A 14,795-nucleotide genomic window follows, 5' to 3' on the forward strand; every position below is an offset into this window, starting at 1 on the left:
GGATTATTGGTTCTGTAATGCCTGCTCCGCAGTCCATAAAAAATCGCCCGCCCGGAAACCAAATACATGATTGTAGGCAAGTGCATGGATATAGCCATTGGTAGGCTGTATATCCGAAGAAGCCACATAAGCGTAAGGATTGTTGATAAAATTAACCGGGTCGTACGTGATGTCGGTCAACAGCAATATCCTGGCGCCTACGGCTTCTACGTTGTTATAGCTCTGGTATACCAGTCCTATATTCATAATATAACCGTTATCCATCACGTAGTTGATCCCCGGATAGGCGTATACGTTAGCCCGGTCGATACGTGCAAAACTTTTGGCCGGATGTTTTCCCCTCATAATATACCGCTGCAGGTACTTCTTCCATACACTTCCGGGAACGTCCGCCAGTTGCACGCTGTCTTCCACATTCCGGTACCGGTAATAGTTCAGGTCGGCCAGTGCCCGGCCGATACTTTCATCGGTAGGCGCAAAAAAAGTAACGGAATCCTGCTGTAACGTCGTTTTCAATCCTGCTTTTTCTACCACAAAGGCAAGGGTATCAAACTGGTACGGATTGTTTACCAGGTAATCATAGATGGTTCCGTTATAATGAGGATCGGCCAGCCCTCCATCGATATAATAATCTTTTTTACAGGAAGATATAAACAGCCCCGCCAGCAGCAGGATGGCATTTATAAATAACAGCTTTCGCATACATACTTAGTTTAACAGTTATTGTATCCAGTATTGGTTGCGGGTAATGAGCGGATTATTAGCCACTGCATTATTGGATATGGGATAAGTCCAGGCCCTGCGCTCCATCTGTTCGGGCGTCAGCGAATTTTCCGTTACATTCTTATCCATCACCCTGCCGGTACGTATCAGGTCATACCATAGATGCCCTTCACCCATCATCTCTTTTTCCCGTTCATAGAATACGGCATCCTGCAAAGGCTTGCCACCACTGCCGGTATACAACTTGGCGCCAGCCCTGTCGCGTACCATGTTCAGCATCTTAATCGACTCGGCTGTTTGCCCTAGGTAAGCCAGCGCTTCTGCCCTCAATAGGATAATATCGGCATAACGGAATAAGATGAAATTGGCATCATAATCCCTGCTGATAGGATCGGTGATGGAAGAAAATTTCAGGAACATCGGCGTCTGATCATTGCTGTAAGGATTGTAAAACCATAGGTCCAGCCGCTTATCGGGCTCGCCCCGGGGGTAAACGCGATCCAGGTGTTTTACCATGGGCGTTATTTCGCTACCGCCGTTCAGGTAGTCATGGATATAAGGCTCGTGCAAGGTCCATTGGCAAATCAATGAGTGGAACTTGCCGCCATAGTTGGCATCCAGCGATAATTCAAAAATCCCTTCTTCAGAACGTCCTTTGAAAATGGTTTGAAACGTTTCTTTGGTATAAGGCAGCAGCTTGTATACATTCAGGTCCATCACCGCTTTCCCCAGATCTGCGGCCTGTTGCCAGTATTGCTGCTCCTTGCCTTTATCAAATCCGGCGGCCCACATATTGATATGCGCCATCAATGCCAATGCAGCGCCCTGCGTGCCTCTCACCGCGCGGTTGGTGGGATCTTCATAGGCCAGCGGCAGGTCATCTTTGCACGCAGCCAGGTCCTTCAAACAAAAATCCAGTACGGTCAGCATCTGCTCCCGTGGCTTTAATTGGGTATCATAAGGGTCTATCTGCAAGGGCACATCTCCATATAACCTTACCATATAAAAATAGATGAAGGCCCGCAGAAACCTGGCTTCGGCCACCAACGCCTTTTTATCGCGGGTGGCAAAATTAGGATCGGTAATACCGGGAATTCTATCGATACACAGGTTGGCCGCTGCAATGGCCTGGTAAAATTCCTTCCAGTCCTGCGGATTGTCGGCGCCATCACCGTTACCGGTACCCAGCATTTTATTGGTGCCTACTGCCCGCAGGTTATTCTTGGAAAACCAGTTCCAGTTGCCCGCCCTGAAATCGCCTACGTTGTATAAAATGCCGGCGGTAAACTTGCCCAGCAATATGCTATACGCGCCGGAGATGGCTTTCTGCGCATCGCCCTTCGTTTTCCAGAAGTCATTCCCGGATAAGGTATCCAGTGGCTTTACTTCCAGGAATTTCTTACAGGCGCCCACCCCAATCAGCAAACAGGCCAGCGCGCCGATGATATACCATTTTCTCATCTGAAAATAATTTTAAGGTCATTAGAATTGAGCGCCTATACCAATGGTGAAACTCCTGGCATTGGGATACCCGTTGATGTCATCTCTTCCCAGCGAGGTAACCGTTTCAGGGTTAGGGCCTGTATACTTCGAAAACATCGCCACATTATAAGCGGTGAAATAAGCACGCAGCAAGCGGAGGCGGAGCTTTTTCATAAAATCAAAACCCCTGAACTGGTAGGCCAGCGAAATCTGGTTGATCTTGAAATAAGAACCATCTTCCATATACAGGCTCTGGTTCAGGCGGTTGGGCTGCACCATCGCATCGCGGTAAAAGGAGCTCACGATCGCCGGGTGCGTAGCGTTGCCACCATTGGCCTTCCAGTAATCAATGAGACTGATATCATACAGGTTGACCGGTCCCTGCACGCCTGCACTGGAAGGTGTATACTGCACATAGGGATACAGCAAACGGTTGATCCTCGCGGCAATGGCGTTGTTCAACACACTGCGGTCGTACAGGTAGCTGCAGTAAACACTCAGGGAAAAATTCCGGTAACTGAACGTATTATTGAAACCACCTACCAGCTTGGGCTCAGGGTTACCCATAATGACATAGTCCGCATCGGTCAGTGAATAATCGCCATTCAGGTCTTTCCAGATAGGATCGCCAGCCTGCAGGAAACCGCCGCCGGCCTTGAAACGTACGCCTCTTACCGGGTCTACCGGCACATCAGCTGTGGAGTTATAGATACCCAGCGTTTGGAACAGGTAGTTACTCTGCGGATTTCTACCAACCTTCAATGCTATGCCCTGGTTGTACGCATCGTCTTTATTCAGGTAAAACTGCGAACCGCCGGGCAACTTGGTCAACACCCCGTCGTTGTACGCGCCGTTCAGCGATACGGTCCACTGGAAAGCTTGTGGGTTCACGTGCACAATAGGGCGTACGGTTAGCGCCAGCTCGTGGCCGTAGTTCACAATAGCGCCACCATTCACCTGTATCTTGTCATACCCGAGTGAATTGGGCAGGAAATTATCCCGCACAATGTTATAATTGTTTTTGTAGTAAGTATCGTAGATGATTTCCACACGACCCTTAAACAATCCGAGATCCACGCCGAAGTTAAACTGGGACGATTTTTCCGGCTCCATGGAAGGATTGGCCAGCACCGAAAATTCGGGAATAATGGAAGTACTGTTGTTGTAAGCCCCGGTGCCTTTGTATACGCCCAGGGAATTCAACAGGGTGGCCGAAGGCCGGCTGTTAACGCCATAGGTAACGCGAACAGACCCATAGTCCAGCCAGCTCCATTGCCGCATCAGGTTTTCCTTATTGAAATTCCAGCGAAGGCCTACAGACGGATTCTTCGTATAGGGATTATTGATACCCGCGGCAGAACTTCCATCTAACCGGTAAGCCAGGTCTATACTATACTTGGTACGGAAGTTATAAGACAGGAATCCTGCCCACGACGCAGCGTGATAAACATACGATACCGGCGTACCATTCACATTCACCTCCGACGCATTATTCCACGGATTGCCCGGGTAAAAACGAGGCGAATATCCCCTCGGCCCCCAGTAATAATCATTCGGGCCATTACGTACATCCCTCACATGCTGATCATCTGATTTCAGGTTGATTTCACTAAATACGCTGGCATAAATATTATGCCCTTTTTCCTGGTCCCGCTTATTGGTACTATAGCTGTAGTTAACGCCATTGCGGGTATTGAGCTCATCATGCCGCCCCACGAAGCCATATAATCCCGTGGCATTGTTGTTGGAAAACGACATATTAAACCGGTCGCGTGTATCTGTATAATAATCATACGACGTGGTGGAATTAATCCGCAGCCCGCTCAACAACTCGTAATCCACGTCCAGGAAACCGCGTATGTTCACCGTGTTATTATCGTCAACATTATTTTCATACCCGTCCAGCTGGGGATTCCCTATAAACTTGGAAGGTCCCGGCAATAGCGACGAGGTAAACGAGTTCCCTGCCCCATTACCCGTGAGGCCTCCGCCATTCCCCCGTTGCTTTTGCCCCAGTGCGCTGAATAACTGCGCGCCTATACGCAGCCGCGGCGTTGGCTGCATGTTCAACTGCATATTGAGACTATACTTATTAAAACCGGTGTTCTTTAATACGCCCTGGTTCATCTGGTAGGCAAAGTTGGCCTTGTAGTTCATCTTCACATTGCCCCCGCTGATCTGTACGTTGTTATTGGTGTTAAGGGTAGTCTGGTAAAATAATCCCTGCCAGTCGGTGGAATTGTTGTAGAAAGGATTCAGGCTGTCTGTCAGAAACTGGCTGCCATCAGTGGATTTGAGCGAACCTATCTGCGACAGGATATCTCTCGCATCGTCGATACTCATCGCATTCTGCAAAATGGAGCTGATGCGGTAACGGCGTTCCAGGTTGCCCCCAATAGTAGGCCGCAGCTTAGGCGGCAGGTTAATGAAAAGGCTGCTGTTCACATCTATGATCGGCGTAGGCGAATTACCTTTCTTGGTAGTAACCACAATTACACCGTTAGCGCCCCTGGAGCCATACAACGCCGTTGCCTGGGCATCTTTCATCACCTCGATAGATTGTACATCTTCCGGTGGGATCAACGCCAATGGCCCTGTGGCAGCGCCAGGCTGTAACATGGACTGGGAAATACCGCCGTCAAAATCAACCGGCACGTTGTCGATCACCAGCAACGGGTTGTTGCTCGTCAGGTAGGCCTGGTCGCCACTGCCGCTTACATTCAATTGCGATACCCCTCTAACGGACATGGTACCACGAAAACCAGGGGCGCCGGTATTGTTCTGGATATTCAGCCCCGCCACTTTTCCCTGCAGCAGCTCCTGTATGTTAGACACAGGTACATCCTGTAATTCCTTGCCGGAAATAACAGCTACCGAACCAGATACCGTTTCCTTGGTGCGCTTCTGGTAACCCACAATCACGGCTTCTTTCAGCGATTTATTTTCGGCCGACAATATCACATTCAACACCGTTGCCTTACCAATTTTCACGGTTTCAAAACGGTAGCCAATATAGCGGAACTGGATACTTTTATCTGGATCGGCAGTAATCGTAAACCGGCCACTGGCATCGGTAACACCCAAGCCTTTATTGTTCTTGATATCGATAATGGTTACACCAGGAATACCTTCCCTGGATGTGGCATCTGTAACCCTGCCCTTAATGGTAACCGCCTGCTGGGCATATACCATACTCCGGCTGCCTGCCAGCAATAGCAACAGGCAAATGAGCCTTATGATGTACCGTTTATTCATGGAACGGAAATTTTAATGTTTGCAGAATAGGTTAATCATTACTAAACCGTGGATTCACGTTAAACTTGATGATCACATCCCAGCTACCGGCTTCAAACAGGGCAAAGGTGAGCCCCAGAGAAGCCTGGGTACGTACGCCGTAAGAAATACGCTCATACGAAAAGTTGATGCTCGCTTTCTCATCTATCCCCACATCTGCCAGCACCGGGAAGGGATTCGGAATATCCCAGGTCACCACCGTACTATCTGCTGTCATCTTGCGGTTAAAGCCAAAATATACCCGCGCATCAATGGTATTACTGCGGTAAGCCAGGCTGTCCCACTTAGTAATATTGAAAGCAGGCAAACGGATAGGCAGAGAGTCTTTATCAAAAAATTTAAAGGAGATAGTATTCTTTGCCGTACCTGTTTTCCGGAAATAAACATTGATATTTTCCGCTTTCAACTCGTTGTTAAGCTGATCTTTGATGCCGGATACCGAAGGGTGTATAATCCCTCCTTGGTCCGCCGCCAGCGGCAGGCCCGTCACCGCATCCCACTCATAAGGCTCATAGGGGCGGGGACGGCGGAGGTCCAGCTTTCTCTTCTGAAAAAGCTTCTGTCCCCCTTCATTCTTTACAAGGATATCAAAAGTATAAATACCCGGTTTTAATACTGTCGTATCCGTTGACCAGAATACCAGGTTGCCTGAATTGGCCTGCAAGTCCATCAGCGGGCGTTTTACCTGTATACGTTTGGCATTGATTTCATCTACACTTTTTTCGGTGCCGCTGTAATAGGTTTTCCACTGCCAGGTATTGACCTCCTGCTTAAATTCAGGCGCCTGCGCACCATCGGGGCGCTGTATGTTTTGTAACTCAAAAGTGAGCGGCTGTGTGGAATAGTCGGGGTTGAATTTCCCATAGGATACGTTGGCACGGCCAAAATAAGCCACGTAGGTATCTCCATCGAAATTGCAGTTATTGCTGAAATGAGCTTTCTCTTTTGGCAACATGGCCTTGTAACAGCTGCTGGCTGCCAGCAACAGTCCTATGGCCACGATATACTTATATACTTGCGTATTCATTGCTGATCGGTTTATAATTTCGTGAAAATGATACGGTGCAGGTTAAGGTTCGCTTTCTTGATCCGTACCTTCATCTGGTGTATGCCAGCAGGCAGGTCTGCGGTACCAAAGGCGCCCTGCCAGCTTTGCCAGCCCCCCGTACCCTGGATCGGAATTTCATCAGATACTTTTACCCCGTCTATCTCCAGGTAAATAATTCCTCCGCCGTTACCGGCAATGCGCAGCTCCACTTTGTATTTGCCGGCTGCCTTAATATTCACAGTATACCTTACCCAGTCGCCATCGCTGGTCCAGCCAATATTGTAGTTGCCGCCAGCGCTGACCTGGTTATCGCCCTGCGAACAGTTTTCTGTACCGGGAGCATCAGGGCGATAGTTATGATTACCATTGGGATTATTATAGTGAAACGCTACCTCTTTAGGACCTTCGTCATAGTCAGCCGCATTCACAATGCCGGGTATCTCCACCGGGTAGCCTAAATACGGTCCCTGTATAGGTTCCAGGGAACGTGGATAAGCCTTGCCCACAAAGGAAGTAAATCCAAACACATGCCTGCTTTCCAGAATATGCATGATGCCATTTTTAGAAGTGATATCTACGTTTTGCGTTAAGGCTACCGACCAGTCTTTTATAAACCGGGATTCATTACGGTCGGCAAACTGTATCACCTCTGTACCGCCGCCTACCTGCCCCGAAGCATTGGTACCGGCCACTTTCCCATTCATCCCATGCTTGTACAGCGATACCAGGTCACTGCCATCGGCATATCGTAGCGAGTCGGCATCTACGATGCCGGCAAGCATGTAGCGGCGTAACAAGCTATCCCAAACGATATCAGGCACGCTGTCCAATGTCCAGTTGCCCGCATCTCCCAGGCGAACCCGCGCAAAATTCAGGTTACGCATAGCCGTTTGGATGCTGATATCCTGTGGCACAAAAAAAGTAACCTTATCATTTTTCAGCAGGTCTGCCAGGTGTACCCGGTTAATCAGTAATAACAGGGTATCATATAGCCCGTTCTGTTGCTGCAGAAAGTCGTAGGTACTTACCTTTACTTCAGATACCGGCTTGGCATTCCGGTAATCCTGCAGCCCTTTCTTACAGGCAAAGCACCCCAGCAATACCAGTAGTAATAAATAATTTTTCATGGCCGTAATTGATTATTTCCAGAAACTATTTTGTGTCAGGGATTTGTTATTGGACAGCGCTTCCTGCGACAAAGGCCAGAAAGCCACGCCCCGGTCTACATCTGCCTGTGTGAGTTTGGTGAACCGGGGAATCCGTTTAAAATGCATGAGATCATACCAATACCAGCCTTCGCCCATCAGCTCTCGCCGCCTTTCCAGCAGGATCGCATCCAGCAGGTCTTCTCCCGCCAAGCCGGCATTCACCGCCTTCAACGAGCGATTACCCCTTACCTGGTTCAGGTCTTTCTGCGCATCTGCTGTCATACCCAAACGCGCTTTGGCTTCTGCACGCAGCAGGTATAACTCTTCATAACGGAATACAATAATGCAGGACGAATACATCTTCAATACAGGGTCCTTCACACTGGTATTGATTTGTTTTATTTTGTAGAAGATGGGATAGGCATCATCCAACTTGGTAAAGAAATAATCAGCACGTTGCTCATGGGGCTCTCCATAAATTTTTAAGATACTGTCGCGGGGAACATAAATCTCCGACTCCTGCTTGGGGATATATGGATCCCGAAGGGTCCAGTCTTCCAGCTGACCGGTAGACGATATCTCCGCATGGTCGAAGTTCATATCTATCTGGAAAATATTAGCCGGAATACGGCCACGGAATGCGCCATCCAAACGGGTCAAATCATTCACGCTAACAAAACCGTAGCCGGTATTCGACTGATTATTGATCACTGTATTGGCATATTCCAGTGCCTTGTCATATTGGCCTTTCCAGGTATAAATATGCGCTAACAACGTATAGGCCATCCCTTTAGTAATGGTGATGGAAATATGATGCGACTCTCCCTGTCCCCGGTAGTCGCCTTGTTGTTCCGGCGATTTCCCGTTGTATTTCCAGGGTAGCCCGTCTATACTGCGCTCCGCCTCTGCCGCTGCATAGTCGAGCACCTTCTGCCAGTTTTCCCGAGTAATACTTTTGGCAGTACCATCACTTGCCGCCGTTACCAGTGGCACATCTCCCCAGATCCTCACCATATAATAATACAGGAAAGCACGGATGTAGATGGCCTGTGCAATATCCAACTGCATATCGTTTTTTGAATAGCGATAGTCGGTCACTGTCACCTGTGGTAGTTTAGCGATGGTGAGATTACATTGCGCAATGGCAGTATAAAATCTGCGCCAGTCGCGCCATTCATCCATGGTGGAAAAGCTCGCATTCAGGTTACTTTCTACGACCGCCTGCAGGTCGCCGCGCTTCGTCACCTGGAAATCGCCGGCACGTAATTCACCGTACACCCAATGAGCGTTTTCATTGGCCATGGCCGCCCGCATCAACGCATAGCAGGCAGATAAACCAGCCCGCGCATCATTTTTGGTCTGCCACATATTCTCTTCTGTCAGCGCCCGGTGCGAAGGCACATCCAGCATCTTTTTGCATGACAGCATACCTACCGCCAGGAACAGGATCATTCCGGCAACAGCAATATTTTTCATGGTCTTGGTTTTAAACATCAGAATTGAAAATTGAAGCCCAGGGTAAATGTGCGGGGAGCCGCCCAGTTATAATAGCCTTCATCATAGCCGAAATAACTCACCGCTTCCGGGTCTCCGCCTTTGTAAGGGCTCCAGGTCAGCAGGTTGTTGCCTGTGGCATAAATGCGCAGGTGATCTATACCCGACCGCTTCATCCAGGCAGAATGCAGGTTATAAGCCAGGGTAACCGCCCGCAGTTTTACAAACGAACCATCTTCCAGGAATAAGGTCTGGTCAGGCTGATAAGCATATACCGCGCTCCATGGATTGTATGCCGGTACCTTGCTATAGTCGCCCTGTACCTTCGACCACCAGCTGATTTCTTTAATGGCCTTGGGATCATCTATCCCTTCCCTGTTGGCAAAATCGAAACGGTTGGCTAACGCCTGGTTTATAATTTTACGGCCAAAAGCATAATTCACCAGTGCATTCAACTCCCAGTCACGATAGTAAAAAGTATTCGTAAAGCCCCCCGTCACCGCAGGTGATAAACGCCCTTTCATGACGCGGTCTTTGTCGTTAATATCATAATTGCCATCCAGGTCTCTCCAACGGGGATCGCCTTTGCGCAAGGTTACACCCTGGTAGGTCATCTTCTTACCGGTGGCAGGATTTACAGGAACATCTCCATCTGAGTTGTAAATGCCCTCGTTGATCAAGAGCCAATAGCGATCGGTGGGTTTGCCCACCAGGAAGCGGCGCTGGCTGATCACCAGGTCGGTAAGGCCATCGGGCAATGCCAGTAATTTATTTTGGTTGGTATATGCACTGATGCCGGTTGTCCAGCGGAACTTTTCTCTGCGTATCACATCTGCTTCCACCGATAACTCATAGCCATAGTTACGTATGGTCATCCCATTTTTCACGATACCAGTGTACCCTTCCTCTTCCAGCGTTGGAATTTTCAATACAAGGTTACGGTCTGTTTTAGCATATACATCCAGGGAAGCTCTTACCCGGTCGTGGAATAAGCCGATATCAATACCACCATTCAGTTGCTCTACTACCGGCCAGGAAGTACCGGGAACGATATACCCCGTGGTATAGCCGGCATTGATTACCGGGAATGCGTTGTAGGTCGACATATTAGGCACCCCATTCCAGCCCGCGTCTACATTGTATACCGGCCCTCCCCTGTAAAATTCATCCATCAGCAAACGGCCCACCCGGCCCCAACTGCCCCTTAGTTGCAGGTTACTCAGCCAGGTTGCATCCTTCAGGAAATCTTCCTGGGATATTTTCCAGGAAGCAGATACGGTAGGAGATACCAGCCAGCGATGAGCAGCATCCAGGTAAGAAGTACCGTCCCTTCTCACGTACAGGGACACAAAATATTTACCATCAAAGTTATAGCCGATGTTGCTGTAAAAAGAGGCAAGCCTCGACTGCGTAAAATCTTTGGTATTAAACATTAGCCGGAAATTGCCAAAGCGCCCTTCCTTCTGATCGTCTGATCCGGGTTGGTATATCTTAATATAATCGCTGGAACCTTTATAGGCGCGACCATAGTCATAGCGCCATTTGTCCCATTGCCCGTATTGCCCTAATGTCACCTCCAGGTGATGTTTCCCTGAAAAAGTATTTTCATAACGCAGCGAGTTGTCCAGCACCAACCTTTTGTTTAATCCGTCGAAGTTGGACACATAACTATTTCCTTCTCCCAGCGAGGTGGGTACAAAATAGTCGCGGAAATTTTGCCCATAGTCAATGGCGAAACGTGTATTCCAAGTGAAATGACTGGCAAAGCTGTATTTCACATTGGCGATAATACGGGCGGAATTATTTTTATTTCGGTTAATCGTATTATCCAGGGCTGTGTAATACTGTTGCAGGTAGGCTTTGTTGGGTGATAGCGGCGAGCTGTAGTTAAACAGGTAATCTTCATCGCCGGCCCGGTCCCGGATAAACTCATTGCGTTTGCGGTTCAGGTTAGCCACGGCTACCTGTGTGGTAAACACCAGGTTTTTCAGCGGTTGGATGTTGATACCAAAGTTTACATCATAGCGCCGGATACCCGTTTTGTCGTATACGCCCTGTTGCGATGATTGCCCTATGCTAAAGCGGAAGTTAGCCAGGGGCGTACCACCGCTTACAGATGCCTGTATACCATCTGTAAAGGCATTCCTGAGAAACAAGTCATCCCAGTTGGCAGGGCCAAAATACCTCGCCTGTGACGAGTCGGCCAGGTAGCGTGGAAAGCTGCGCCACTGTGTTTCATTCGCATACTTTTGATAAAACGGTAACCTGAAATCGCTCTCGTATTTTCCGTTCACAGCATCTACCGACGGGCGTAGCGACAAGCCGGCATAAGCATTTACAGATACCTGCATCTGCCCTACCCTCGGTGCTTTGGTGGTGATGCTGATAACACCGTTGGCCGCATTAGGCCCGTACTGCGCGCTGGCGCCAAAGTCTTTCAACACCTCTATCCGCTCAATATCATTTACATCCAGGAACGATAATAAGTTGGTTTCCGTTCCCATCCGGTTAAAGTCGAAGCGCTGGATATCATAGGCAAAGGCATGGTCCATGATTAAAGGCACACCATCTACCACGTAGGCCGGCTGTGCATAAAAGATATCCCGGTTACTCAGCAACAGCGAAGACGTCCCCCTGATAAATACGCTGTTGCGCTTACCTGGCTCGGCAGACGGTGTTCGTATATCCACTCCCGTTACTCTTCCTACTAACATCTGGTCTACGCTCACATAAGGCAATTTCTTTACCTCGCCGACATCCACGTTGGACACCGCGCCATTGATGCTACGTGACAGAAAAAGTTCGTTGTTAGGCAGGTAGCCAATCGTATCCCGTTTGGTGCTGGTTACCCTTGAAAGAATAATGGAATCAGCATTGGCCGTACTACTGGAGTCTTTGCCAGTATTCCTATACAACGTGCGCTGGGCCTGTATTTCCAAAGTACACAGGCATAAGAAAAACAAAAGGTAAATGTATTTCATACAAGCAATTTTTAGGAATGCGACTTCCAGGGCGCAAAATCATTCTTGCACCAACAATAGTTTTCAAATACATAAACAGGCATAACTTGCCCACTCCCTTTGCAGGGAAAGGACTAACACCGCTAAATGAATGCGCCAACAGTGACTACAACAGGATAATAGCCGTCAGCCCGCATGCAAAACATCGCATACGCGCAACAGGGCAATACTAGTAATCTGTGGAAACACCGCGCCAGGATGCTAGGGGCATCGGGCTACCCGGACAGGTTGCAATGAATAATGACTCATGGGAATTTTTATTTAACGTGAAATTTTAAACAATCTGTCGCTCTGGCTTTCAATAATTGCTAATACCAAGACACCGCGGGTAACTGTCGCAAACGTAGGGTCTCTCCGTCTATCAGTACTATCAATGCTCTTTAAATTTTGGTTGTCGCTACAAACGCTACTTTTCAAATGTAATTAGCTAAATGGATTTTTCATAGCTTTTTTCAATTTATTTTAAAAAAAATATTGAAGGTCGCCACACCTATTTTTTAAAAGGGGTCATCACGATGTTATATCTGAAATCAAGTAACCAGCTAAGAACGCTCTAAGAAATAGTCAACACCTATCCTTCCCCCACCAAATACCAGTAGGGTAAATAACATCACCAGGTAATACAATGGTATTTCATAGCCGTTGTCCCCGGCGGCAAACCCATTGCTCCAGTGAACGGTAGCAATAGCCACCACCATACTAAACATAAGCGGCAGTGTAATATAGCGCACAAACAAACCAAGGGTTAACAATACCACGCCCGCCGCCTCGGTACATCCTACCAGGTAAGCGCTGATATAAGGTAAAGGGATATGCAATTGTTTAAACCAATCCCCTATACCATGTATATCGCTCCACTTCATCCTGGCCGGCAAGTAAAAACCATAAGCCAGCACCAGCCGCATAAATAATAGTGGAAGATCGCTGATCACCGATAAACGGCGCGCCATCCGGGCATATGTACGCATAAATTATGATTGAAATCCCAATACAAAATGTTGCTGTTGCATCTCCTTCAAAAATGCCAGTGTATCCGATTCCAGTGTGTCCGTTTCCGTTATATGTAGCTGCGGGGCATAATCCAGTATATCCCTTACCGTTATTCCCTGGGCCAACTGCTCTGTTAAAAATGCCAGCCAGGGCGATAAATCCGTAAACTGGATGCTGCCTGTTTCCGGATGACGGTATAATAAGGCGAAGTAAACACCTTTACGGGTCATCAGCTCCCTGCGCTTTGCTTTCAGGTGAACAGGCCAGCTAAATGATAGCAGCCGGTGCTCCTGGTTCAATACCAGTGGTGTATCCAACCAATTGCCTTCCGTAAGATACGCCGGCGCAGGAATATCCTCCATGTTATATAATTCCATTTCCGCCCACTCAAATGCCAGCAGGTCATTCAGGTAAGGAATATCGTATTGCTCATCCCAGCTATGCTCTACCGCATAGGTATAAAACTCCAATGGCAATTTCCAAAGCTGGTACGATTGACAGGCATGGTGCGCAAAAAAATCCTTCACCATCTTATCCCACTTGCGCGAGGGAATGTTATTAAAGGCAATAGGAAAAGCATTTTCCATGGTATCCCGGATATTGTTGAATACCAGGCGCCGGTAGTGTACCAACCTATCGGCAACTACGCCAGGCAGCTGTACTTTTTTGCCGGTTCTGCACCAGTCAGAAAAAGTTTGCTGTATATGATAAGTGTCAGGCAACAAGTTCATCTTTCAATTTCCATTGTTTGTGACAAATACTTTTCAATCTTGAGAGTTCGCCCTGCAATTCGATCATCTCCGGAATATTAAAATCTCTTTCCAGTAACACCGGTACCGGTTGCAGATGCGCCAGGGTCCATTCAAACAGGTCATACACCGGATCTATAATAGGCTCCCCATGTGTATCGATAATCAGGTCGGGGGCTACCTGTTCGTGCCCTGCCATATGTATATAGGCTACACTGCTCAGCGGCAGTTGCTGAATAAACGCCTTTGCATCATACTGATGGTTGAAAGCATTTACATAAATATTATTTACATCCAACAATAACTGGCAGCCGGAATGCTTTACCACTTCATTGATAAAATCAATCTCACTCATTTCTGCAGCTACCGGCGTATAATAAGAAACAATTTCCATCGCCAGCGGACGCTGCAAGTAATCCTGTACCTGCTGTATTCGCGATACAATATGCCGCACCGCATCCATCCGGAAAGGGATGGGCAACAGGTCATACATGTGTGCATTGTCGCATTTGGAATAACTCAGGTGCTCTGAATACAGCTGTACTTTATACTCCTGGAGAAATGCTTTTACATACGCGAGGAACTCCTTATTTAAGGCATCGGGGCTACCAATCGATAATGAAAGCCCATGACACAACACAGGATATTTCTCCACCACCCGGTGTAATATCTTCCTCCAATAGCCTCCTATGTTCATCCAGTTCTCCGGCGCCAACTCAACAAAATCAGGCCTGATATGTTCCCCGCTGATAAGCTCCTCGGCAAATTCTCTCCTGAAACCAACACCTACCATGACTATACGATTTAGGGTGTTCAAAAATGAGGAAAGGCTGACTAAATGTTATAT

The 14,795-nt window shown here is 48.0% G+C and carries 10 protein-coding genes; all 10 read right to left on the reverse strand.

All coding sequences use genetic code 11. The features are described from left to right. Positions 1-3: 3 nt before the first annotated feature. The 10 genes from HGH90_RS06375 to HGH90_RS06420 all read right to left on the reverse strand — a co-directional run bounded on the left by HGH90_RS06375 (position 4) and on the right by HGH90_RS06420 (position 14,741). Positions 4-702: a fasciclin domain-containing protein gene (locus HGH90_RS06375; protein WP_168762472.1), complete on the reverse strand. Its 699-nt coding sequence runs from the start codon at positions 700-702 to the stop codon at positions 4-6. Positions 703-720: 18 nt separating this feature from the next. Next, positions 721-2,184 carry a RagB/SusD family nutrient uptake outer membrane protein gene (locus HGH90_RS06380; RefSeq protein WP_168762471.1) on the reverse strand — a complete coding sequence of 488 codons (1,464 nt, stop codon included), beginning with the start codon at positions 2,182-2,184 and terminating at the stop codon, positions 721-723. Positions 2,185-2,205: 21 nt separating this feature from the next. After that, positions 2,206-5,460, reverse strand: a complete 3,255-nt coding sequence (locus HGH90_RS06385) for a SusC/RagA family TonB-linked outer membrane protein (protein WP_168762470.1) — start codon at positions 5,458-5,460, stop codon at positions 2,206-2,208. Positions 5,461-5,491: 31 nt separating this feature from the next. Further along, positions 5,492-6,526: a DUF5007 domain-containing protein gene (locus HGH90_RS06390; protein WP_168762469.1), complete on the reverse strand. Its 1,035-nt coding sequence runs from the start codon at positions 6,524-6,526 to the stop codon at positions 5,492-5,494. A gap of 11 nt (positions 6,527-6,537) precedes the next feature. After that, a complete protein-coding gene (locus HGH90_RS06395) occupies positions 6,538-7,674 on the reverse strand; it encodes a carbohydrate-binding protein (protein ID WP_168762468.1) in 1,137 nt (378 codons plus the stop codon). 12 nt (positions 7,675-7,686) lie between these two features. Further along, complete coding sequence (locus HGH90_RS06400; RefSeq protein WP_169190682.1) at positions 7,687-9,171, reverse strand: RagB/SusD family nutrient uptake outer membrane protein; 1,485 nt, start codon at positions 9,169-9,171, stop codon at positions 7,687-7,689. A gap of 17 nt (positions 9,172-9,188) precedes the next feature. Beyond that, positions 9,189-12,170 (reverse strand): SusC/RagA family TonB-linked outer membrane protein, encoded by a 2,982-nt coding sequence (locus HGH90_RS06405; protein WP_169190683.1) that lies wholly within the window; start codon positions 12,168-12,170, stop codon positions 9,189-9,191. Between the two features lie 581 nt (positions 12,171-12,751). Next, on the reverse strand, positions 12,752-13,177 hold the full coding sequence (locus HGH90_RS06410; RefSeq protein WP_168762465.1) for a DoxX family protein: 426 nt from the start codon (positions 13,175-13,177) through the stop codon (positions 12,752-12,754). A gap of 3 nt (positions 13,178-13,180) precedes the next feature. After that, positions 13,181-13,930 (reverse strand): DUF2063 domain-containing protein, encoded by a 750-nt coding sequence (locus tag HGH90_RS06415; RefSeq protein WP_169190684.1) that lies wholly within the window; start codon positions 13,928-13,930, stop codon positions 13,181-13,183. After that, positions 13,914-14,741: a DUF692 domain-containing protein gene (locus tag HGH90_RS06420; protein ID WP_168762463.1), complete on the reverse strand. Its 828-nt coding sequence runs from the start codon at positions 14,739-14,741 to the stop codon at positions 13,914-13,916. Before HGH90_RS06420 ends, HGH90_RS06415 begins: the two co-directional genes overlap by 17 nt. Positions 14,742-14,795: the final 54 nt, after the last annotated feature.

The organism is Chitinophaga sp. Ak27 (genome assembly GCF_012726295.1).
GTDB lineage: Bacteria > Bacteroidota > Bacteroidia > Chitinophagales > Chitinophagaceae > Chitinophaga.

Excerpts from the sequence above, each read along its gene's own strand:
- HGH90_RS06410 (WP_168762465.1), bottom strand. The coding sequence starts at position 13,177 with ATGCGTACATATGCCCGGATGGCGCGCCGTTTATCGGTGATCAGCGAT.
- HGH90_RS06415 (WP_169190684.1), bottom strand. The coding sequence starts at position 13,930 with ATGAACTTGTTGCCTGACACTTATCATATACAGCAAACTTTTTCTGAC.
- HGH90_RS06405 (WP_169190683.1), bottom strand. The coding sequence starts at position 12,170 with ATGAAATACATTTACCTTTTGTTTTTCTTATGCCTGTGTACTTTGGAA.
- HGH90_RS06380 (WP_168762471.1), bottom strand. The coding sequence starts at position 2,184 with ATGAGAAAATGGTATATCATCGGCGCGCTGGCCTGTTTGCTGATTGGG.
- HGH90_RS06375 (WP_168762472.1), bottom strand. The coding sequence starts at position 702 with ATGCGAAAGCTGTTATTTATAAATGCCATCCTGCTGCTGGCGGGGCTG.
- HGH90_RS06395 (WP_168762468.1), bottom strand. The coding sequence starts at position 7,674 with ATGAAAAATTATTTATTACTACTGGTATTGCTGGGGTGCTTTGCCTGT.
- HGH90_RS06385 (WP_168762470.1), bottom strand. The coding sequence starts at position 5,460 with ATGAATAAACGGTACATCATAAGGCTCATTTGCCTGTTGCTATTGCTG.
- HGH90_RS06400 (WP_169190682.1), bottom strand. The coding sequence starts at position 9,171 with ATGAAAAATATTGCTGTTGCCGGAATGATCCTGTTCCTGGCGGTAGGT.
- HGH90_RS06420 (WP_168762463.1), bottom strand. The coding sequence starts at position 14,741 with ATGGTAGGTGTTGGTTTCAGGAGAGAATTTGCCGAGGAGCTTATCAGC.
- HGH90_RS06390 (WP_168762469.1), bottom strand. The coding sequence starts at position 6,526 with ATGAATACGCAAGTATATAAGTATATCGTGGCCATAGGACTGTTGCTG.